Source organism: Lacinutrix chionoecetis, from assembly GCF_053604665.1.
Genome location: NZ_JBSHNQ010000080.1, coordinates 40,257 through 65,325, shown reverse-complemented (window position 1 = coordinate 65,325; position 25,069 = coordinate 40,257). Strand labels below are relative to the sequence as shown.

General features: G+C 31.5%; 14 protein-coding genes. 13 read left to right on the top strand and 1 reads right to left on the bottom strand.

The window, feature by feature from the left end; translation table 11 throughout:
* Positions 1–122 precede the first annotated feature (122 nt).
* Complete coding sequence (ruvB, locus tag ACVC43_RS07620; protein ID WP_452224075.1) at positions 123–1,145, top strand: Holliday junction branch migration DNA helicase RuvB; 1,023 nt, start codon at positions 123–125, stop codon at positions 1,143–1,145.
* 41 nt (positions 1,146–1,186) lie between these two features.
* A complete protein-coding gene (gene queG / locus ACVC43_RS07615) occupies positions 1,187–2,119 on the top strand; it encodes a tRNA epoxyqueuosine(34) reductase QueG (protein WP_452223907.1) in 933 nt (310 codons plus the stop codon).
* Here queG and ACVC43_RS07610 read toward each other — a convergent pair.
* A complete protein-coding gene (locus ACVC43_RS07610) occupies positions 2,097–3,137 on the bottom strand; it encodes a LacI family DNA-binding transcriptional regulator (protein ID WP_452223906.1) in 1,041 nt (346 codons plus the stop codon). The two genes, queG and ACVC43_RS07610, sit on opposite strands and share 23 nt — an antisense overlap.
* Positions 3,138–3,423: 286 nt before the next feature.
* On the opposite strand from ACVC43_RS07610, the gene ACVC43_RS07605 reads away from it, so the two are divergent.
* The 11 genes from ACVC43_RS07605 to ACVC43_RS07555 all read left to right on the top strand — a co-directional run bounded on the left by ACVC43_RS07605 (position 3,424) and on the right by ACVC43_RS07555 (position 25,060).
* Positions 3,424–4,752, top strand: coding sequence for a sugar porter family MFS transporter (locus ACVC43_RS07605; protein WP_452223905.1), 1,329 nt, complete (start codon positions 3,424–3,426; stop codon positions 4,750–4,752).
* Entirely contained in the window at positions 4,742–6,352 is a 1,611-nt protein-coding gene (locus ACVC43_RS07600; protein ID WP_452223904.1) for a glycoside hydrolase family 32 protein, read from the top strand. Before ACVC43_RS07605 ends, ACVC43_RS07600 begins: the two co-directional genes overlap by 11 nt.
* Before the next feature lie 8 nt (positions 6,353–6,360).
* A complete protein-coding gene (locus ACVC43_RS07595; RefSeq protein WP_452223903.1) occupies positions 6,361–7,242 on the top strand; it encodes a carbohydrate kinase family protein in 882 nt (293 codons plus the stop codon).
* A 464-nt stretch (positions 7,243–7,706) separates the two neighbouring features.
* Positions 7,707–10,733: a SusC/RagA family TonB-linked outer membrane protein gene (locus tag ACVC43_RS07590; RefSeq protein ID WP_452223902.1), complete on the top strand. Its 3,027-nt coding sequence runs from the start codon at positions 7,707–7,709 to the stop codon at positions 10,731–10,733.
* 11 nt (positions 10,734–10,744) lie between these two features.
* Positions 10,745–12,250, top strand: a complete 1,506-nt coding sequence (locus ACVC43_RS07585; protein WP_452223901.1) for a RagB/SusD family nutrient uptake outer membrane protein — start codon at positions 10,745–10,747, stop codon at positions 12,248–12,250.
* A 140-nt stretch (positions 12,251–12,390) separates the two neighbouring features.
* Positions 12,391–15,711: a VCBS repeat-containing protein gene (locus ACVC43_RS07580; protein WP_452223900.1), complete on the top strand. Its 3,321-nt coding sequence runs from the start codon at positions 12,391–12,393 to the stop codon at positions 15,709–15,711.
* On the top strand, positions 15,704–18,943 hold the full coding sequence (locus ACVC43_RS07575; protein ID WP_452223899.1) for a VCBS repeat-containing protein: 3,240 nt from the start codon (positions 15,704–15,706) through the stop codon (positions 18,941–18,943). Before ACVC43_RS07580 ends, ACVC43_RS07575 begins: the two co-directional genes overlap by 8 nt.
* Before the next feature lie 25 nt (positions 18,944–18,968).
* Positions 18,969–20,255, top strand: coding sequence for a vanadium-dependent haloperoxidase (locus ACVC43_RS07570; protein WP_452223898.1), 1,287 nt, complete (start codon positions 18,969–18,971; stop codon positions 20,253–20,255).
* Between the two features lie 5 nt (positions 20,256–20,260).
* A complete protein-coding gene (locus tag ACVC43_RS07565) occupies positions 20,261–21,163 on the top strand; it encodes a hypothetical protein (RefSeq protein ID WP_452223897.1) in 903 nt (300 codons plus the stop codon).
* A 50-nt stretch (positions 21,164–21,213) separates the two neighbouring features.
* On the top strand, positions 21,214–22,923 hold the full coding sequence (locus ACVC43_RS07560) for a glycoside hydrolase family 13 protein (RefSeq protein ID WP_452223896.1): 1,710 nt from the start codon (positions 21,214–21,216) through the stop codon (positions 22,921–22,923).
* A 4-nt stretch (positions 22,924–22,927) separates the two neighbouring features.
* On the top strand, positions 22,928–25,060 hold the full coding sequence (locus ACVC43_RS07555) for a glycoside hydrolase family 97 protein (RefSeq protein WP_452223895.1): 2,133 nt from the start codon (positions 22,928–22,930) through the stop codon (positions 25,058–25,060).
* Positions 25,061–25,069 lie beyond the last annotated feature (9 nt).

Sequence of the window (25,069 nt, the reverse complement as noted above, 5' to 3'; positions counted from 1 at the left end):
AGTTAATAATAGAACTAAAAGGCTTTTTCTTTATATTTGTTTTACTTAACTATTAGTCATTCCTGATGAAACACGAATGTCCTGTTAAAATTAAAAAGATTCCCATTGTTATGGGAAATACTATGAACGAAAACCTGAATCCATCCAGCGAAAATTTTTCACCTGAAGAATTCGATATTGAAAAAACATTAAGGCCTTTATCTTTTCAAGATTTTGCAGGTCAAGATCAAGTATTAGAAAATTTAAAAATATTTGTACAAGCAGCGAACCAGCGAGACGAAGCTTTAGATCATACTTTATTTCATGGACCTCCAGGTTTAGGAAAAACCACTTTAGCAAATATTTTGGCTAACGAGTTAAATGTAGGTATTAAAGTAACCTCAGGTCCGGTTTTAGATAAACCAGGAGATTTGGCAGGTTTATTAACAAATTTGGAGGATAGAGACGTATTGTTTATAGACGAGATTCATCGTTTAAGTCCCATAGTTGAAGAATATTTATATTCTGCAATGGAAGACTATAAAATTGATATCATGATAGAATCTGGACCTAATGCCAGAACAGTCCAAATAAATTTAAATCCATTTACACTTGTAGGAGCAACAACACGTTCGGGACTACTAACGGCACCCATGCGTGCTCGTTTTGGAATACAAAGTAGGTTGCAGTATTATTCTACCGAGTTGCTGAGTACTATAATAGAGCGTAGTGCACAAATTTTAAATGTTCCTATTACCATGGAAGCCGCCATAGAAATTGCTGGTAGAAGCAGAGGTACACCAAGAATAGCAAATGCATTATTAAGACGTGTACGCGATTTTGCGCAGATAAAAAGTAATGGAAGTATTGAAATAAAAATAGCAAAATTTAGTCTTGAAGCGCTAAACGTCGATGCTTATGGACTGGATGAGATGGACAACAAAATCCTTTCAACTATTATAGATAAATTTAAAGGCGGACCTGTAGGTGTCTCAACAATTGCAACAGCAGTTAGTGAAAGCTCCGAAACCATTGAAGAAGTTTACGAACCGTTTTTAATACAGCAAGGCTTTATTATGAGAACGCCACGCGGTCGCGAAGTCACAGAATTAGCTTATAAACATTTAGGAAAAATTAAAGGTCCAACGCAAGGAGGTTTGTTTTAATACTTGCGTTATTCTGTATTTATTTCAGAGTCAGTTTAACTATGATAAATAATAAAGCGAAACATTCTCAACTTATTAAAGCCGAAGCAAAACGCCTCGGTTTTTTATCTTGTGGCATTAGCAAAGCAGAATTTTTAGAGGTTGAAGCACCACGTTTAGAAAACTGGCTAAACAAAAATATGCATGGCGAAATGAGTTATATGGAAAACCATTTCGATAAACGCTTAGATCCAACAAAATTAGTAGAAGACTCAAAAAGCGTCATTTCGTTATTACTTAATTATTTTCCTTCAGAAACACAAAAAGACGCAGATGTACCAAAGCTGTCTAAATATGCTTATGGGAACGATTACCATCATGTAATAAAATCAAAATTAAAGGAACTAACGCATTTTATTCAAGAAGAAATAGGAGAAGTAAGCGGAAGAGCCTTTGTAGATTCCGCTCCAGTTTTAGACAAAGCTTGGGCTGCAAAATCAGGATTAGGTTGGGTAGGTAAACACAGTAATTTGTTGACCCAACAAGTTGGTTCTTTTTATTTTATTGCAGAGCTTATTATTGATTTAGATTTAGAATACGATTATGCTACAACAGACCATTGTGGAACTTGTACAGCATGTATAGATGCGTGTCCAACACAAGCCATTGTAGACCCATATGTTGTAGATGGTAGTAAATGTATTAGTTATTTCACCATTGAACTAAAAGACCAATTACCAACAAGTATGAAAGGCAAGTTTGATAATTGGATGTTTGGTTGTGATGTCTGTCAAGACGTGTGTCCTTGGAATAAGTTTTCTAAACCACACAACGAGCCATTATTTAATCCACATCCAGAGTTATTAGAAATGACAAAAAAAGATTGGGAAGAGATTACTGAAGATGTGTTTAAAAAAGTGTTTCAAAAATCTGCTGTAAAGCGAACTAAGTTTTCTGGATTACAGCGAAATATTAGTTTTTTAAAACCAAATTAGTAGATTCTCGTTTAATAAGTTTAGTATTAAGCCCTATTATTTTTGGAATGATAGGCTCATCTTTTTTAACTTTTTTAATTTCTTTATATAATTGTTTAAAAGCTGTTTTACCCATTAAATAACCTGGTTGGTCAATGGTACTTAAAGTGGGAGAGATTACAGAAGACATAAACCAATTACTAAAGCCAACAATAGAAATATCTTCTGGAATTTTAACTCCTAATTTATTAAATTCAGAAATAGCTCCAATTGCAACTAAATCTGTATTAATAAAAATGCCATCAACATCATCATGATCTTCTAATAATTGTTTAGCGGTATTTTTACCATCTTCAAAACTAGTGTCTCCACAGTCACATATATAGACTAAAGAAGGGTCGTAAGGCAAGTTGTTATCCAATAAGGCTTTCTTGTAACCAAGAAACCTGTCTATTGAGTTTTGTGGTAAAAGCGGTCCTCTAAAATGAGCAATTCTTTTACAACCAATATCAATCAAGTGTTGCGTAGCTGCATAAGCAGCTTTCCTGTCGTCAATTATAACTTTAGAGCATTTAACAATTTTAGCTATTTTATCAAACATCACGATTGGTTTGTCTTGATCAATTACTTCATTAATATGATCAAATTTAGCAGTTCCATTGGCTAATGAAATTAAAATACCATCTACACGTTGACTTAAAAGTAAATCAATCTGCTTTTTTTCTAATTCATAAGATTCGTTAGATTGTAGTATAATAACTAAAAAACCTTTTTTTTCTGCTTGTTCAACAATTCCTTTAATAACACTCGAAAAAAAATGATGTACAATTTCAGGAATTATTAATCCTATAGTTTTAGATTCACTATTTCTTAAATTAACAGCAAAAGAATTGGGTTTATAGTTAAGTGTTTTTGCTAATTCTTTTACTAATCCTTTGGTTTTCTTGCTTATATCTGGATAATCTTTTAATGCTTTAGAAACTGTAGTTACAGAAATATTAAGTTGTTCTGCAATTTGTTTAAGAGTAACTGGTTTCATCTAATTCTATTTTTAGAATAAATATAGGTAAAAAAAGTAAAACTAAATAGTTTCGGTAAAAACGAAATGTTTAGTTTTAATAATTTATAGGAATACTTCATTAATTACTTAAAGTAATAATCATTTTTTAAATTATTAGCCATATTAAATAAAGGTAAATTATTAGATAAGTACAATTTCTTGTAAATCGAAAACGTTTTCGGTTGTTAAATTAGTGGTTTCAGTATATAAAATTTAACGAATGTATAAAGTTTCTCTATTTTGGTTTTTTAAACCTTAAAATACCATGAATAAAAAAATATTAATTTGGTCAATTACAGCTGCACTTGCTGGATTTTTGTTTGGATTTGATACCGTTGTAATTTCGGGTGCGGATAAAAAACTACAGGCTCTCTGGCAATCTTCAGATGCTTTTCATGGCTCTGTAGTAATGGCAATGGCACTATGGGGAACTGTTGTTGGAGCTTTATTTGGAGGCATTCCAACCAATAGATTAGGACGTAAAAACACCTTATTAATTATAGGTATTTTATATACAGTTTCAGCAATAGGTTCCGCTTTTGCTAATGACCCTTTTACATTTGCGTTTTTTAGATTTATTGGCGGTTTAGGTGTTGGAGCTTCTACCATTGCAGCTCCAGCATATATTTCTGAAATTGCTCCTGCAAAAGATAGAGGAAGACTAGTGGCTTTGTACCAGTTTAATATTGTATTCGGAATTCTAGTTGCTTTTCTATCTAATTATTTATTAAACGGAATTGGAGAAAATGCTTGGCGATGGATGGTAGGTGTGGAAGCTATACCTGCAATAATTTATACGTTATTTATGTTAAGCGTCCCAAAAAGTCCAAGATGGTTAATTTCAAAATTTAGAAATGATGAAGCAAAAAAAGTTTTGTCTATAATTAATCCTGAAGCAGATCCTGAAAAACTCTTGTTGGAAATAAATAACTCTAACAATCTGGAAGGCACAAAAAAAGAAAATATTTTTTTGAAAAAATATAGGTTTCCGTTAACCTTAGTATTTTTAATTGCCATGTTTAATCAGTTGTCTGGTATTAACGCGTTTTTGTATTACGCACCCAGAATTTTTGAAGAGGCAGGTTTAGGAGAAAGTACAGCATTGTTAAGTAGTATTGGTGTAGGGGTTACAAATTTAGTATTTACACTATTAGGTGTGTTTTTAATTGATAGGTTAGGACGTAAAACATTAATGTATATTGGTTCTATTGGTTATATAATTTCTTTAAGTCTAGTGGCTTGTGCTTTTTTCTTTGGTTGGACAGGTATGGCAGTTCCTATCTTTTTATTCTTATTTATAGCAGCACATGCTATTGGTCAAGGTGCAGTAATATGGGTATTTATTTCCGAAATTTTCCCTAATCATTTACGTGCCTCAGGTCAATCGTTTGGTAGTTCCACACATTGGTTTTTAGCAGCATTAATTCCTGCATTAATTCCTATGTTATTTTCTACAATTGGAGCTGGAGTTGTATTCTTATTTTTTGCAATTATGATGGTTTTTCAGTTATTATTTGTAATTTTTATGATGCCAGAAACCAAAGGAGTCTCACTTGAAGAATTAAGTAAAAAATTGATAAAAGATGAAAAATAGAATACACAATTTATTAATCCTAGTTTTAGTATTATCACTAATAGTTACAAGTTGTAAAAAAAAGGAAGCAGCTGAAAAAACTAAAACAGATGTTTCATTAAATTCAACTACTGAAGAAACATTATATAGACCAAATTTTCATTTTACACCAAAAGCAAATTGGATGAATGATCCTAATGGTATGTTCTATTTAAACGGAAAATATCACTTATATTTTCAATATTATCCAGACGGAAATGTTTGGGGTCCTATGCATTGGGGACATGCAATTAGTAAAGACATGATTACTTGGGAAGAACAACAAATAGCACTTTATCCAGATGATTTAGGGTTAATTTTTTCTGGAAGTGCTGTGGTTGACCATAATAATACTTCAGGCTTTGGTAAAGATGGTATTACACCAATTATTGCCATGTTTACACATCATAATATGCAAGGCGAAAAGGATGGTACTTTAGACTTTCAAACGCAGTCTATCGCTTATTCTTTAGACGAAGGGTTGACTTGGACTAAGTATGATGAAAACCCAGTGATTTCAAATCCTGGGATAAAAGATTTTAGAGACCCTAAAGTAATTTGGGATAATAAGACTAATAAATGGATTATGGTTTTGGCAGCAGCAGATAAAATTATGTTTTATAGCTCTGCAAATCTAAAAGACTGGACTTTAGAGTCAGATTTTGGAAAAGATTTAGGACAACATGATGGTATGTGGGAATGTCCAGATTTATTTCCTATTAAGGTTGAGGGAAGCGAAACTACTAAATGGGTATTAATTGTTAGCATAAATCCAGCAGCACCAAATGGAGGTAGTGGTACACAATATTTTATTGGTGATTTTGATGGCAATACGTTTACTGTAGATGTAGATTTTAATAAACAACTACTACAAGAAAAAGCGGTTTGGTTAGATTATGGTAGAGATAATTATGCAGGAGTAACATGGTCTAATATACCAAAAAACGATGGTAGAAAATTGTTTATGGGATGGATGTCTAATTGGGAATATGCCAGAGACGTACCAACCGAAACTTGGAGAAGCACTATGACCATTGCAAGAGAACTGAAGCTTAAAAAATCTGACAATGGTTACTTGTTAGTTTCTAACCCAGTAACTGAGCTGTATAAACATGTATCAAAAACTATTAAAAAGGACTCACTTATTGTTAAAAAGCAAGAAGATATTATTTCTAAAAACAAAATAGACTTAGCACGTTTAATAGTGGAGTTGCAAATAAATAATTTAAAAGAAGAACAATACACATTTTTGTTTCATAATAAATTTGGAGATACACTTTCATTTGGGTTAGATAATAAAAACAAGCTTTATTTTTTAAACAGACAAAAATCTGGAAAAGTAGATTTTTCAGAAAAATTTGCTAATACCATTTCAAAAGCAAAAAAAGCAAATTCTTCAAATAATTTGAAAGTACAAGTCCTGTTAGATAAAACATCTATTGAAGTATTTTATAATAATGGAGAAACCGTATTTACAGAGTTGTTTTTTCCTAACCAACCATTTGAAACTTTATCTATAATGTCTTCAGATGAAAAGTTAATTTTAGAAAATATAAAAATTGAAGAATTAAAGTTAAACTAATTAAGAGTATGTCTAATATTGTATGTTTTGGCGAAGTATTATGGGATGTGTTTCCATCACATAAAAAGATTGGAGGTGCACCTCTTAATGTAGCACTAAGGCTTCATTCATTTAATAATAATGTGACAATAATTAGTAGTGTTGGTAAGGATAAAAATGGTACTAATTTGCTAAATTATCTAAAGGAAGAAGGGTTAGATTATTCAAACATTCAAATTACAGAAGCTTATAATACAAGTGAAGTGATTGTAAGTATAGATAGTAAAGGTTCTGCTAGTTACAGTATAGAGTTTCCCTGTGCTTGGGATTTTATAACATATAATGATGATTTATTGGGTACAATAAAAAAAGCAGATGCCTTTATTTTTGGAAGTTTAATAGCAAGAAACGAAGTATCTTATAATACGCTTTTAGAGCTTTTAAAAGAAGCTTCGTTTAAGGTGTTTGATGTAAATTTAAGACCTCCTCATTATAAAATAAGTGCATTAAAATCATTAATGCAAAAAGCCGATTTCATTAAATTTAATGATGATGAACTATTTGAAATTTGTAATACGTTACAATTTAATTCAAAAAATATAGAAGAAAACATAAAATTTATTGCAAAATATACCAATACCAAAGCTATATGCGTAACTCTTGGCGCAAATGGAGCAGTTATTTATATAAATGATACTTTTTATTTTAATGATGGATATAAAGTAAATGTAAAAGACACCGTTGGCTCTGGAGACTCATTTTTAGCTACTTTAATAGATAGATTGCTTAAAGATGAAACACCACAACAAGCTTTAGATTTTGCTTGTGCTATTGGTGCATTGGTAGCATCTAGTGAAGGTGCAAATCCTAAACTAAGTAGTGCTAAAATTAATGAGTTAATTAATGGTTAATTTTTAAATAATAACTTAAAAGAGAATTCATTCTGCCTCTTTTTAATATTATACTTGGACTTCTATATTTTAAGTAAATAGAGGTGTTAATTTTGGTAACAATTTTTTGTTACCATTTTTTTTTCAGTTACAGTACTTGTAATTATCCAGTAAATACTTTAAAACTTCATTATTTCTTAGAATATGGATAATGAGAATTATGCAAAAACACTATGTAATATATAAGAATAAAAAAAAATCATTCAGATATAATATTAATCTTACACAAAACAAGGGTCTTATTTGTTAAAATGATAAATAGCGAAAACGTTTTCGGTCGATTTTTAGACGATTTTAATATTATTTTTTTGATAATCATGAAAAAAATCAAACATTCGTTAAATAATTGTTAAACCTATTTAGTGATTAAAAGCAAAAAACCGTTTAGACTTAAAATTTATACTAACTCAAACATTAATTTAAATATGAAAAACAAATTACTTACAAAAATGATACTTCCAATACTTTTACTGTGCGGAAGTCTTATTTATGCGCAAACCTCTGTGTCAGGAGTTGTTTCTGATAATACTGGTCCATTACCTGGTGTAAATGTAGTTGTAAAAGGAGCTACAAATGGTTCGCAAACCGATTTTAATGGAAATTATAACATTGATGATGTGTCAAGTAGCGATATACTTGTTTTTAGTTATATTGGTTATACAACTAAAGAAATTCAAATTAATAATGAATCTATAATTAATGTTGTGTTAGAAGAGGATGCTGCGAAATTAGATGAGGTAGTTATCATTGGTTATGGTTCAACAACTAAACAAGATGCTACAGGGTCAGTAGATGTCGTTAATACAGAAGATTTTAATAGAGGTGTAACTACTTCTCCAGAGCAATTACTCCAAGGTCGCTCAGCAGGCGTTCAAGTAACATCTTCTAGTGGTGAACCTGGTGCAGGAGCAACTATCCGAATTCGTGGTTCCTCTTCAGTAAGGTCTGGAAACGACCCATTATATGTAATAGATGGTGTGCCATTTAATAATGACACAAATTCTTCAGGAACATCAACTGGAGATCTTGCAGGATCGAGTAGTGCTAAAAACCCATTAAATTTTATTAATTCAAATGATATTGAATCTATATCAATTCTTAAAGACGCATCTGCAACAGCTATTTATGGTTCTCGTGCTGCAAATGGAGTTATATTAATTACTACAAAATCGGGAAAAAGAGGTAAAGGGAAACTTAATTATTCTTTTTCTACAACGACTTCAACTGTAGCAAATGAGTATGATTTATTAGATTCAGCTGCTTTTGCTAGTGCTAATCCTAGTGCAGATGCAGGTTCAAGCGTAAATGCTTTTGATGAAATAACAAGAACTGCTGTTACTAATGAGCATAATATATCATATTCTGGTGGTTCAGATACAGGAAATTATAGATTGTCATTAGGTTTACTTAATCAAGAAGGTGTTATTGAAAATACTGGCTTAGATAAATACTCTTTCAATACAAGTATTTCTCAAAAGTTTTTTGATAATGTTTTAGAAGTTTCTGCAAACCTTACAGCTTCGCAGATAGATAGTGAAGCTACAGCGTTATCTGAAACTGTTGGAGCGCAAGGAGATTTATTGTTATCTGCATTAAAGTGGAACCCAACACAATCTTTCTTTAATGCAGATGGAACTTATTTTCAGCCATCAGATAATCAAAGAAATCCAGTAGCTTTTTTAAACTACTATAATGATGAATCTGAAACAACTAAGTTGTTCGGTAATGTAAGTGCTAAAATAAAATTTACTGATTATTTAAATTATAACTTTACTTATGGGTTTGATAGAACAAATTCTTATAGAGGTATTGCCGCTTCAAGATTATTAAATACTATTGGAACGCTAGATAGAGGTTTTGCAAATATCCAAAACTCTAAATTTTTAAATCAGTTATTTACAAACACGCTGTCGTTTACCAAAGATGTCTCTGATAATTTTAATGTAAATGCTGTAATTGGACATTCTTATGAAAAGTACACTGGTAGTGGTGAGGCATTAACCTTAAGAGATTTTGATTTTGACGATCAGAGTTTCTATTTAGATAATATTTTTGCAGCTGCTACAATTGATAGAAATGCATATTCATCATTATCATATGATCCAATAGCTAATTTAGTTGGATTTGTACCTATTTCTTTACAATCTTACTTTGCTAGAGGGATTTTTAAATTTCAAGATAAATATATTTTAACTGCAACTGTAAGAGCAGATGGTTCAAGCAGATTTGGTTCTAATAATAAATATGGTTATTTCCCAGCTTTTGCAGCTGCATGGAAAATACATGAAGAAGGTTTTTTACCAGATGCTATAACAGAATTAAAACTGAGAGCAGGTTGGGGTCAAACAGGAAATCAGCAATTTAACGCTGAAGCAGCAAGAGATGTCTTTGTTCCTCAAGACACAGGAGGTGTTACTCGTTTAAATATTGGTAATCCTGATTTAAAATGGGAAACAACAACCCAAACTAATATTGGTGTTGATTTTGAAATTAATGATGGTAAACTTTCAGGTAATATAGATTACTTTAGAAAAAACACAGATGATTTACTATTTAGATTACCAGTAGCTCAACCAGGTCCAGTAGGATCATTTACTTGGGCTAACTTTAGTGACGAGATAATAAATTCTGGTGTAGAGATTGGATTAAACTATAAAGTTGTTGAAAATGATGATTTTTCTGTTGAAGTTGGAGGAAACATATCATTCTTAAATAATAAGATTAATGGTAAGGATGCTTTTGCAACTGTTGGAGTTCAAACAGGTGCTGCAAGTGGTAATGGACTTTCTGGTGATACTTTTCAATTGCTATATGATGGTCAACCATTATATGCTTTTTACCTTCCAGTATTTGAAGGATTTGACGCTAGTGGAGTGCCAATTTATGCTGATACCAATGGTGATGGTATTATAAACACTGATTTTGACCAACCAGGAGGTGGCAGTGATAGAGCATTTGTTGGAGATCCAAACCCAGACATTAATATAGGTCTTTTCCTTAGAGCTAATTATAAAAATTGGGATTTTACCGCTAATGGTTATGGTGCATACGGTCATCAAATTTATAATAATACCGCAAATGCTTTATTTACCGCAGGTAATTTATTTGATAGAGGAGAAAATGTTACTTCAAATATTATTGGTAACGGTGAAGCGCCATCTGGGACAATAATTTCTACAAGATTTTTGGAATCTGGAGACTTCTTCAGACTTTCAAATGCTTCAGTTGGATATACTCTAGATGGAGAAAAACTAGGTAAAGTTGGTCAATACTTATCTAGTGCAAGAATATCACTTACAGGACAAAACCTATTTATTATTACACCTTACAGTGGTTTAGATCCTGAAGTAAATGCAAACAAACAAGTAAATGGAGTGCCTTCTTTTGGAATTGAATACTCAGGTTATCCAAGAGCACGTTCATTCTCATTAGGAATAAACTTAAATTTTTAAAAAAAAGAATTATGAAAAAACAATTAATTTTAGCTTTAAGTGCTGTATTTCTTTTTACATGTACAGACCTAGAAGAAGATTTAGAAGGGCTTTCAGAAGAAAGTGGTTTAGAAAGTCAACAAATAGTTACAGGTCAAATTTCTGCAGCATACAACCAATTACGATCGTTTCAGACTGTTGGAAACCAATACAGTCTTCAACAACATGCTTCAGATGAAACTGCAGGTCCAACACGTGGTGCTGATTGGGATGATGGTGGTGCTTGGAGAGCTTTACATTTACATTTATGGAATTCATCTCATCCGCAAGTAAATAATACATGGAACCAATTATTAGGTGGATTGTTCTCTGCTATTGATGCTTTATCAAATGAGCCAACAGTAGAACAAGAAGCTGTTGCAACGTTTTATATGAGTTTTTATATATTTAACGCACTTGATATTTTTGGTCAAGTACCATTTAGAGAGCCAGGTTCTAATTACGCAGATAATCCAACTGTTCTTTCAAGATCGGAAGCAATTGATTTCGCAATTACATCATTAGAAGCTGTATTTAATAATATGCCAGCTACCTCAGAGAGTAATACTGCAAATAGGTATTCTGCTGCGGCATTATTAGCCAAATTATATTTAAATAAAGCAGTTTACAAAGCTACAGATGCAGATGGGACACCTCAAGTAGGACCTTATACTTTTGACCCTACAGATATGCAACAAGTAATAGATTATTGCGATATAGTAATGGCAGGACCTTATAGTTTACAGACAAACTACTTTGATATGTTTGCACCTGATAATACAAATCTATCTACAGAAGATATTCTTGTATCAGAAAATGACAATGTTACTGGAGGAAATTTAAGGGAGTTATATTTTATGACTTTACATTACAACCAAGGAGGTTGGAATGGTTTTGTAGGATTAACCGATTTATATGACAGATTCGATCCAAGTGATGATAGAAGAGGTGGGTCTTACACAGGTGTTACTGATGTAACTGGATTAAACGCTGGTATTTTACTTGGTCAACAATACGATGAAAATGGTGTTGCTTTAGAAGATAGAAATGGTAACCCATTAATCTACACCGAGGACTTTGAATTAGCAAATACTACAGAAGTAAGAGGGATGAGAGTTATTAAGTATATGCCTGATTACGAGAATGTTGATCGTCCGGCAAATGATTATGTAGTCTTTAGACTTGCAGATGTGTTATTAATGAAAGCAGAAGCTATGGCAAGAATGGGTGGAGATCCTTCAACACTATTAACTACATTAAGAACTGCTAGAGGTGTTGAAACTTTATATACAGGTACTACATTAGACGATATTTTAGAAGAACGCTCAAGAGAGTTATATTGGGAAGGTTGGAGACGTAATGATCAAATTCGTTTTAATACATTCTTAAATCCTGTTCAAGAAAGACCAAGTACGTCGGATAGAACTAGGATAATCTTTCCAATACCAGCATCTGCTTTAAGTACTAATCCTAATTTAACACAAAATCCAGGATATTAACATTGAAAAATAATTTATTAAATTAGTCTTATTGAATTATTGTTCAAAAGAAAAAGGGGATATTCATCCCCTTTTTTTGACTTACAAAAAGAAAAAATATTATCTTAAAAATTATAAATAGATCTGCAGTTTTTAATTTTATGAATAACAATATTTTAGCATTTTTTATTTTAATTCTTCTGGTTTCTTGTAAAGAAAAAACAACTGGTAATGAGCAAAATTTGTTGTTTTCAAACCTTAATTCAACCCAGACTGGAATTAATTTCATCAATACCATAGAAAACGAAAAAGAGTTAAATATCTTCACGTATAGAAACTTTTATAATGGTGGTGGAGTTGCAATTGGAGACATAAATAACGATAGTCTTCCAGATCTGTATTTAACTGCCAATCAAGGTGAAAACAAATTGTTTCTAAACCAAGGTGATTTTAAATTTAAAGACATTTCAGAAACTGCTAAAGTAAAAGGGACTAACATTTGGTCAACAGGTGTAGTGATGGTTGATATAAATAATGATGGTTTATTAGACATTTATGTATGTAATGCAGGAAACGTAGAAGGTGATAATCTAAAAAACGAACTCTTCATAAATAACGGTGATTTAACCTTTACAGAGCAAGCCGAAAAATATAATCTTGCTGAAAACGGACTAACAACGCACGCAGCATTTTTTGATTATGATAAAGATGGAGATTTAGACGTCTATATACTTAACAATAGCTTTATTCCTGTTAACACCTTAAATTATTCTAATAAAAGAGAATTACGTGCTAAAGATTGGGAAGTGCCTGGTTTGTTAAAAGGTGGAGGAGATAAATTACTAAGAAATGATAACGGATTATTTGTAGATGTAAGCGAAGAAGCAGGAATTTTTGGAAGCCTTATTGGTTTTGGTCTTGGTGTAACAGTAGGAGATTTAAATAACGATAACTACCAAGATATCTACGTTTCTAACGATTTTTATGAACGTGATTACCTATACATTAACAATCAAGATGGCACATTTACAGAATCTATAAAAGATTGGACAACACATACCAGTCAATCTTCTATGGGAGCAGATATGGCCGATTTAAATAATGATGGCAATCCAGATGTTTTTGTAACAGATATGTTGCCAGAAGACAACAAAAGAACTAAAGAAACTACACAATTTGAAAATTTTGATGTCTATCAAAGAAAACAAGGTTTGGATTTTGACCATCAATTCATGCAAAACAGTTTACAACTAAATAGTGGTAATAACGATTTTTCTGAAATAGCCAATTTAAGTGGTGTCTCAAAAACAGACTGGAGTTGGGGAGCTTTATTATTCGATATGGATAATGATGGTAACAAAGATATATTTGTTTGTAACGGAATTTATCATGATTTGACCAATCAGGATTTTATGAACTTTTTTGCAAATGATATCATTCAAAACATGATACTTACAGGTGAAAAAGAAGAAGTTTCTAATATCATTAATAAAATGCCAAGTAATCCTATAACCAATTATGCATTTCAAAATAATGGTCAATTAGGTTTTAAAAATGTAAGTAAAAACTGGGGTTTTGATAAACCTACCTTTTCTAGTGGAGCAGCCTATGGCGATTTAGATAATGATGGCGATTTAGATTTGGTCATAAATAACGTAAATCAAGAGGCGCTAGTTTATAAAAACAATACCGAAACGGTTTCAAAAAACAAGTATTTAAAAATTCATTTAAAAGGAAAATCTCCAAACATTAACGCAATTGGAAGTAAAATTAAATTATTTTCTAATCAAGAAGTTATTCTTCAAGAAGTCATTCCGTCAAGAGGTTTTCAGTCTTCTGTAGATTATGTTCAAACTATTGGAATTGGAAATAAAACTATCGATTCTATTCAAATTATTTGGCCAGATGATTCATTTCAATCAAAATCAAATATTCTTCCAAATAAGAAGTACACATTCAATCAAAATAACGCATCTAATGTATTTAAACCTTCTTCTCAAAACAGTAAGACTTTCTTTACAGAAATTAAGAATACAAATCTAACACCTCATTATGAAAATAATCATGTCGATTTTAATTACGAAGGATTAATTCATCAAATGCTATCTAAAGAAGGACCAACAGTAGCTGTAGGAGATGTTAATCAAGACGGTTTAGAGGATGTTTTTGTTGGAGGAGCAAAAAAGCAAGAAGCACATTTATATTTACAAGGCATTAACGGAACGTTTAAAAAACAAAACACTAATGGTTTTATTGAAGATGTTAATTTAGAAGACACAGCTTCTGCTTTTTTTGATGCAGATGCAGATGGTGATTTAGACCTCATGGTTGGCTCTGGAGGTAATGAGATTAACGATGAGAAACTATATAAAACTAGGCTATACCTAAACAATGGAAAAGGTGTATTTGCCAAAAGTAAAACTAGTATTCCTGCAACATTTCATAATGCATCTGTAATTGCAGCTTTAGATTTTGATAATGATGGCGATATAGATGTTTTTGTAGGAAACAGCAGCGTTCCTGCGGTTTATGCTATTAATGCAAAACAACAATTGCTAGAAAATGTAGGAAACGGAGAATTCAAGGATGTCACCCAAAGTAAAGCATACGCTTTTAATACTTTAGGAATGGTTACTGATGCAGTTTGGACTGATATTAATGGTGACAATAAAAAAGATTTAATTATTACTGAAGATTGGGGAACTCCTAAAATTTTCAAAAATAACGGAAAACAATTAGTGCCATTTAAAACCAATTTAAGTAATTATTCTGGATGGTGGAATACTGTAAAAGTTGCCGATATAAATAATGATGGTTTAATGGATTTAATTTTAGGTAATAACGGATTAAATCTTCCATACAAACCTTCAAAAGAAAAACCTATTAAAATCTATGTTAACGATTTTGATAATAATGGAACCATTGAGCAAATTATAACAGAAACTATTGATGGTAAAGATGTGCCAATAATTACTAAGCATGAATTAACCGCACAAATCGTCTCTTTAAAAAAGAAAAATTTAAAGTTTTCTGATTATGCTACCAAATCCATTGATGAGTTGTTTTCAAAAGAAATTATAGACAATTCTATTGTTAGAGAGGTTAATACTTCAGAAACTGTAATAGCCCTAAATAGTAAAGAAGGTGTTTTTAAAATACAACCATTACCAGTTCAAGTTCAATTTTCAAGCGTTAAAGCCATACAGGTTTTAGATGTTAATAATGATGCTAATTTAGATTTACTTTTAGGTGGAAATCAATACCAACTAAAACCACAATATTCTAGATTAGATGCCAGTTTTGGTAGTCTTTTATTAGGAAATGGTAAAGGTGATTTTAATTGGATAGATAAAAATAAATCTGGCTTTTTTGTTGAAGGTGAAATGAAAAATATTTCCATTATAAAAGGAAAAAAAGACACATTTATTATTGCTGGAATTAATAATGAAAAACCTAAAATATTCAAGCTAAACAATGAATAAATTTATTTTATATAGTATCCTTTGCTTGCTTTTTTTGGGTTGTAACAAAAATGCCAATAAACAATTTGATGTTTTAAGTCCAGATAAATCAGGTATTCATTTTTCTAATACTTTAAAAGATACTTTAGGTCAGAATATTTTAGATTATTTATACTATTATAATGGTGGAGGAGTAGCAATAGGAGACATCAATAACGATAATCTTCCTGATATTTTCTTTACCTCAAATCAGCAAAAAAACAAACTGTATTTAAACAAAGGCAATCTTCAATTTGAAGACATATCTTTTAACGCTAAAATTGAAGGTGAAAATACGTGGAGTACAGGTGTTGCTATGGCAGATGTAAATAACGATGGTTTGTTAGATATTTATGTGTGTGCAGTTGTTGGTATTAATGGCTTTGTTGGTTCAAATGAGCTATTTATTAATAATGGTGACTTGACCTTTACAGAAAGTGCAAATGCTTATGGTTTAGACTTTGATAATTATAGCTCTTCTGCTACGTTTTTTGATTACGATTTAGATGGCGATTTAGATATGTACTTATTAAATCATGCTATTCATTCTGAAGAATCTTTTGGAAAAGCCAGTATTAGAAATAACAGAACTTACGAAAGTGGCGATAAATTACTTAAAAACAATAACGGAAAATTTGTTGATGTAAGTGAGGAAGCAGGTATTTATGGAGGCGCAAATGGTTATGGTTTAGGATTGGCTATTTCAGATTTTAATGCGGATGGCTTTCCAGATATTTATGTAAGTAACGATTTTCATGAAGACGATTACTACTATTTAAACAATGGAAATGGCACTTTTACCGAAACATTAAAAACGCATTTTGGACATGTTAGTAAATTTTCAATGGGTAATGATGCTGCAGATGTAAATAATGATGGTTATTCAGATTTAATTACTTTAGATATGTTACCTGAAGACGAAAAGGTACTAAAATCTTCTGCTGGAGACGATAATATTCAAATTCAAAATTTACGTATAAAGCAATATGGTTACCACTATCAGTATGCAAGAAATATGCTTCAAATTAACCAAAATGGAGGCAGTTTTACCGAAACAGCTCTAATGAGTAATCTTGCTGCTACAGATTGGAGTTGGAGTCCGTTAATTGCAGATTTTAATCAGGATGCTAAACAAGATATTTTTATTGCAAACGGAATTCCTAAACGACCAAATGATTTAGATTATATAAAATACATTTCAAATAGTCAGGTTAAAAAGAAAATGGAAACCACAAACCTAATCGATAAAGAAGCTCTAAACTTTATGCCTGACGGTAAATTGAAAAATAATTTTTTTGAAGGTGATTCAGATTTAAAATTTAATAATAAAACCCAAGATTGGGTTAGCCAAAATGCTACTTATTCTACAGGTTCCGCTTATGGCGATTTAGATAATGATGGCGATTTAGACATCATAACCAACAATATAAATGCTCCAGCAAGTATTTATATTAACACAACTAATGCTTCAAAAAACTACCTAAAACTAAAATTTAAATACACTAATAAAAACCGTTTTGGTATTGGTACAAAAGCCATAATATATCATAAAAATAAGTTGCAATCTAAAGAGTTGTATGTACAGCGTGGTTTTCAATCGTCCTCTCAACCTATTTTGCATTTTGGTCTAGATTCTATAAAAACCATCGATTCAATAAAAGTTATTTGGCCTAACAAAACGTTTCAAACGTTAAAAAATGTAGCCTCAAATCAGACTTTAGATGTTTCAATAGATAATCCAAAAGCACATGATTATAAGGTTGCAACTACCAATAATCATTCTGTTTTTAATTTAGAGGAAGACAATTTAGGAATCAATTACACACATTCCGAAAATAATTATATAGATTCTAACAGAAATAAATTAATTCCATATCAAATTTCAGATAGAGGTCCAGCACTTGCTATTGGCGATTTAAATAATGATGGTAAAGCAGATTTGTATTTAGGAAACGGAAAACATAATGCTTCAGAAATATATTTACAAAACGAATCTGGATTTATAAAATTTGAAGACAGCTTACTTACCAAACAGGCTTTAATTGAAGATAATGCAGCCATTATTTCAGATTTTAATAACGATAATAGTAACGATTTGCTGGTAGCTTCTGGTGGTGGAGAATTTTTTGGTAAATCTAAAGCCCTTCAAAATAATTTATACACAACTGCTAATAACAGTTTACAAGCATTACCATTTCCAGAAGGTTTTGAGGATACTTCGGTTATTAAAGCAATGGATTATGATGCAGATGGAGATTTAGATGTTTTTGTTGGAAATGCCTCGATGTCTAACGATTTTGGGAACAGTCCAGAAAGTTACATCTTAGAAAATAACAAAGGGACTTTCTCTAAAAAATCGTTAGGTAAATTAGGCATGGTTAGAGATGCCATTTGGACCGATTTTAATAACGATAATAAACAAGATTTAATTGTAGTTGGCGAGTGGATGCAACCCTTGTTTTTAGAGAATACTAATGGCGAATTTATAGATAAGTCCAGCAATTATATCTCCAATCCACTAAACGGATTATGGCGTGCAATTATACCTTTTGATATAGATGGAGATGGCGATTTAGATTATCTGCTTGGAAATTGGGGAACCAACTCAAAATTTAAAGCTTCAGAAGCGTTTCCTATGCTTATGTACTATTCAGATTTTGATAATAACAACAAAACGGAAACCCTTTTAGCTATCGAGAAAAATGGTGTGTATTATCCGCAAGAAGGATTAGATGAGTTAAGTTCACAATTGGTAAGTCTTACTAAAAAGAAGTTTACTACCTATAAAGACTTTGCGGGAAAACCTATTAACCAAGTTTTTGATGAGGCAGTTTTAAATAAAGCAACCACGTTGAAGGTACATACGTTAGCATCTGGATTTTTAAGGAATACCAATGGTAAATTTAAGTTTGTTCCGTTTAATAATCAATTACAAGTGTCACCAATTAATTGTTTCACAAAACTCAAAATATCTGGTAAAGAACAAGTGCTTTGTGCAGGAAATTACTTTGGCGTAAAACCTTATCATAGCAGATTTGATGGTTTTTTAGGTGCACTAATTCAAAATGAAAATGAGATTAAATTAGGAAACACGCTAGGTTTAAACTTTTTTAATAAAGCGGTTACAAAACTAGACACAATAACAATAAATAATAAACAATATTTAATTGCTGTAATACATAATGAAGCTATTCAAATTTATCAAATACAATAAAATAATTGCAATACTTACAATAAGTATGTTATTACATAGCTGTAATACCAAACAAGAACCTATTGATATAACTGCAAACGAATTTTACAATGGTGTAGATCTTGTAACGCAAATAATGGTACACGATATTTTTTCGCCACCTGTTGCTAGCCGAATTTACGCTTACCCAAACATTGCTGCTTTCGAAATAATAGCACAAAATGATAGTGCTTATAAATCTTTAGCAGGACAATTAAAAGGACTAAAACCAATTCCTAAAGCAAATTCTAAAGATGTTAATCTTAAAGTAGCAGCATTAGTTGCACATATGGAGTTAAGTAAATCGCTTGTTTTTTCTGAAGAAAAAGTAATACAATACAGAGATAGTTTATATAATATTTGGAGTAATAAAAACCTAAAACAATTTGAAGCTTCTAAAGACTATGGATTACAAGTAGTAAAAAGTTTAAAAACTTGGATTGATGTAGATAATTACCACCAAACAAGAACCATGCATAAGTACAATGTAGATGCAGATAATCCGTCGCGTTGGCAACCTACACCTCCAGCTTATATGGATGGTATTGAACCACATTGGAAAAAAATTAGAACCTTAGTTTTGGATTCTGCTTCGCAATATAAACCCGTTCCTCCTCCAGAATTTTCTTTAAAAAAGGACTCCCAGTTTTATAAAGAACTTTTAGAAGTGTATAATGTAAGTCAAGACATAACCCAAAAAGGAGATACCTCTAAAGAAATCGAAATTGCACAATTCTGGGATTGTAATCCTTATGTATCTGTAACACGTGGACACTTAATGTTTGCTACAAAAAAAATCACTCCAGGAGCACACTGGATTGGCATTACAAAAATTGCCTGTAAAAAAAGTGATTACGATTTTGAAGAAGCAGTATATGCGTTTACAAAAACATCCATTGCTATTTTTGATGGTTTTATTAGTTGTTGGGACGAAAAATACAGAAGTAATTTAATTAGACCAGAAACTTTAATTAATCAACATATAGACGAAACCTGGAAACCTATTTTGCAAACACCACCTTTTCCAGAATATACAAGCGGACATTCTGTTGTGTCTGGAGCAGCTTCAACCGTATTAACAACAATTTTTGGAGATAATTACTCATTTGATGATGATACTGAAGTGCCTTATGGTTTACCAATTCGATCATTTGCTTCATTTAATAAAGCAGCAGAAGAAGCTGCTGTAAGTAGATTATATGGCGGAATTCATTACAGGGCTGCTATAGACGAAGGGCTTACACAGGGAAGAAAAGTGGGGAATTTAGTGGCTAATAATGTGAAAATGAAATAATTTAAATGAAGAAAACTAGCTTATATATTATCTTAATAATAGCAGTATTTACTGCTAGTTGGTATTTTTTAATTAAAGATTACGATTATAAAGTAACGTTTAAAACAACGCATGCTCCAGGAACCGTTTATTCTACATTAATTGGCTGGAATAATTGGGAACCAAATTCTAAACAAGCAGTAACAACCATTTCAAAAAAACCGTTTTCAGAAATTGAACAAAACCTGAAAGTTTCAGACTCAATTATAAACATTAAATGGTCAATACATAAAGAGTCCGATTCCATCACAAAAGTAACAGCGTTATTAAAGGATACAGAACATAGTTTTATTCAAAAATTAAAAGTGCCATTTACTAAAACAGATTTTGTAAAACGAAGTATTAATACTGTTAGCAAAATAAGAAAAGGATTAAAAATCCATGAAGAAGAATACAAAGTATCTTCAGTTACAAAAGAAGTTTTTCCTGCTCAAAATTGTGCTTACATAACTTTATCTGGTAAGTTAAACGAAAAAGCTAAGCTAATGATGACGCATACCATAGATGTCATGAATTATATAAGAAATAATGAATTGCAATTAACTGGACATCCTTTTTTAGAGGTAACCAATTGGAATCAAAAAAAAGATATAATGACTTTCGATTTTTGTTTTCCTATTGCAAAACAAGATAGTTACCCAAAATCTGAAATGGTAAAAATTAAAACTTCAGATAAAAAAGAAGCTATAAAAACCATGTTTAATGGTAATTATAGAATTTCAGATAGAGCATGGTTTTCATTAATCGATTATGCAAAAAATAAAAATATTGCTATAAACGAATTGCCAATAGAAGTGTTTTTAAATGATCCGCATTCTGGAGGAAACGAATTAGAATGGGAAGCAGAAGTATTTATGCCAACAAAATAACAAATGGTGTAATAATTAATTTTTTAAAAGGAACAAGGTTAGTTAAAATAATGAGTATCAGCACAAAAAATATAGACCAAACTATTAAACAAGCAGTTTTAAATAAAGACGCCAAAGCCTGGTGGAAAGAAGGTGTGTTATATCAAATTTATCCTCAAAGTTTTAAAGACGCAAATGGTGATGGTTTTGGAGATTTTAGAGGTGTAATAGAAAAGTTAGATTACATAGAAAGTCTTGGTGTAACAATGGTTTGGATGAATCCTTTTTTTGAATCTCCTTTAGTAGATAATGGCTACGATGTAAGTAATTACAGAGCAATACATCCAAGATATGGAACGATGGAAGACTTTCAAGAAATGCTTGATGGTTTACATAAAAGAGGGATTAAATTTGTTTTAGATGTTGTTGTAAACCACAGTAGTAATCAGCACGAATGGTTTAAACAATCTAGTAGCTCTATAGATAATAAATACAGGGATTATTACCATTGGTGGCCTGCCGAAAAAGGAACTCCACCAACAAGGCACAGTATTTTTGATCCAGAAGGTGCATGGCAATTCGATGCAAAAACCAATGCCTATTATTTGCATTATTTTGCTAAAGAACAACCAGATTTAAATTGGGAAAATCCAAAAGTTAGAGAAGAGGTATTTAATATCATGAAATTTTGGGCAAAAAAAGGTGTCGATGGATTTAGAATGGATGCTTTTCAATACGCTAGTAAAGATACCACATTTCCCGAATGGCCAGAAGGACACGAAAAAGAATACGATAAATGGTATGGAATGCGTCCGCAACTTCATGATTATTTAAAAGAAATGTACGCAGAAGTAATTGAACCTTATAATTTATTTGCTGTAGCAGAAGGCGCAGGAACAACTTTACAAGATGCACACGATTTGGTAGATGAAGACAGAAAAGAGCTGCAAGTTGCTTATCACTTTGAGTGTGTTGAGATGTCTAAAACAACAGATGGTTACAAATTAGTAGAACTTAAAGAAGCCTTTACACGTTGGGATAACTCCTTTTCTAAAAAAGGATGGATAGCAGTTTTTCTCTCTAATCATGATAATGCTAGATTAGTAAACAGGTTTGGAAATCCAAGTCCAGAATTTAGAACGCTTTCCACACAAATGCTAAATACCTTTTTATTAAGTATGAGAGGTACGCCTTATACTTATTTTGGAGATGAATTGGGTATGACAAATATAGACATGCCTAACATAGAACAATATGTAGATGTTGCAGCAATTGGAGACTACAAAAAAGCAGAAGCAAAAGGAAAAGATATGAATGCTTTTATGAAAGAGCTAAACTACTATTCCAGAGAAAATGCGCGTACTCCAATGCAATGGGATACTTCACAAAATGCAGGATTTACAGCAGAAACTCCTTGGAAAAAAGTAAATGAGAATTATAAAACGATTAATGTTGAAGCTCAAAACAAAGATCCAAAAAGTGTTTTAAATCACTTTAGAAAAATGGTGAAAATACGTAAAGAAAACGAAGTTTTAGTCTACGGAATTTACCAAATTTTACAAGAAGAACATCCAGAAATTTATGCTTATACTAGAACATTAGATAACACTCAATTTTTAGTGCTTTTAAATTTTACTGCTAACCACACAAGCATACAATTGCCAGTAGTTAATACAATGTATAATGTACTAATTAATAATTATGAAGATATTGATAAAGTTAATGGAGCAATAAATTTAAAGCCTTATCAAGCTATTATTTCACAATTAAAAACAGATTAAAATTATGAAAACACAAAAGGTTAAAATTGTTTTAATACTAATAATAGCATTTGTTTTAGTGGCATGTAATACCACAACAAATAATACAAACGTAATATCGCCAGACAAAAATATTTCTATAGAATTTGGGTTGTCAAAAACAGGTGAACCAATGTATATAGTGTCTCACAAAAACAAAACAATTATAGATACCTCGTACATAAGTTTTGATTTTAAAGATTTACCTTCCTTAAAAAGTGATTTTAAAATAGTAAAAACAACATCAGGATCTTCAGATGAAACTTGGCAAATGCCTTGGGGAGAACAATTAGAAGTTAGAGACAATTACAACGAATTGGTTGTTTTTTTAGAAGAACAATCCAATGAAAAAAGACAATTAAACATCCACTTTAAAGTATACAACGATGGTTTAGGTTTTAGGTATGAATTTCCTGAACAAGCAAACTTAAAAGCCATTTTAATTACAGACGAAAACACACAGTTTAACCTCACAGGAAACCATAAAGTATGGTGGATTCCTGGAGATTGGGATATTTATGAGCATTTATATAATCAAACAAATTTTGCAGATATTGATGCACTTTCTAAACAAAACCATCCAAATTTATCAGCAACATATATTCCAGAAAATGCTGTAAATACTCCAGTTACAATGAAAACTGATGATGGTTTGTACTTAAGTTTTCATGAGGCAGATTTAACTAATTATGCTGGTATGACGCTAAAAGTAGATGCTGACAATTTAAGTATGACTAGTGCCTTGGTAGGATCTGAAAGATTAGGCGGAAAAGCAAAAGTAACAGTGCCATTTAATACACCTTGGAGAACTATTCAAATAGCCGAAAAAGCTGGCGATTTAATAGAATCTAAAATGATATTAAATCTTAACGATCCAAACGCAATTGGCGATGTTAGTTATTTTACACCAATGAAATACGTTGGTATTTGGTGGGAAATGCATATTGGTAAATCCACTTGGGATTTAGAAGGAAGCCAAGACATGAACACTTATACAACAGGTAAAGTTGGGACTTCGCGTCATGGAGCTAACACAGAAAATGCGAAACGGTTTATAGATTTTGCATCTGCAAATGGTATTAAAGGTCTGTTAGTTGAAGGCTGGAATACAGGTTGGGACAAATGGATAAGTAATGACAGAGAAGGTGTTTTCGATTTTATGACGCCTTATCCAGATTACAATTTTCCAGAAGTTATGGATTATGCTAAAGCTAAAGGTGTTGAGGTGATTATGCATCACGAAACCTCTGCTGCACCACTTACTTACGAAAAACAAATGGATGTAGCTTATGATTTTATGAAGTCGAATAATATTAATTCGGTTAAAACAGGTTACGTTGGTAAAATAATTCCAAAAGGAGAATACCATCATGGACAATGGATGGTCAATCATTATCAAAAAGTTTTAGAAGAAGCTGCTAAAAAGAAAATTGCAGTTAATGCACACGAGCCAATAAAAGCAACAGGAAAACGCAGAACGTATCCAAATGCTATTGCAAGAGAAGGGCTAAGAGGTCAAGAGTTTAATGCTTGGGCTTCAGATGGCGGAAATCCACCAAACCATATTCCAACTGTTGCGTTTACCAGAATGTTATCTGGTCCAATAGATTATACTCCTGGTGTATTTAATATTAAGTTTAACGAGTATAAAAAAGACAATCAGGTCAATACAACCTTGGCACATCAATTAGCCTTGTATGTTGTTATTTATAGTCCATTACAAATGGCTTGCGATTTACCAGAACATTATATGGAAAATGGTAAAATACATCCAGCATTTCAATTTATTACAGATGTTGGTGTCGATTGGCAACAATCTAAGGTGTTAAGTGGCGAAATAGGAGAACATGTAACTATTGCTAGACAAGAAAAAAATACTGGCAACTGGTTTGTAGGAGGTGTTACAAATGAAAATGAAAGAACAGAATCTCTAACTTTCGATTTTTTAGAAGAAGGCATTAACTATAAAGCTACAGTTTACAAAGACACTAATAAATCACATTGGGACACCAATCCAGAAGCTTATACAATTGAAACTTTAAAATTAACTAAAGATTCAGTTTTAGATATTAAACTAGCTTCAGGTGGAGGTTTTGCAATAAGTATCAAAAAAAAATAACTAATACAC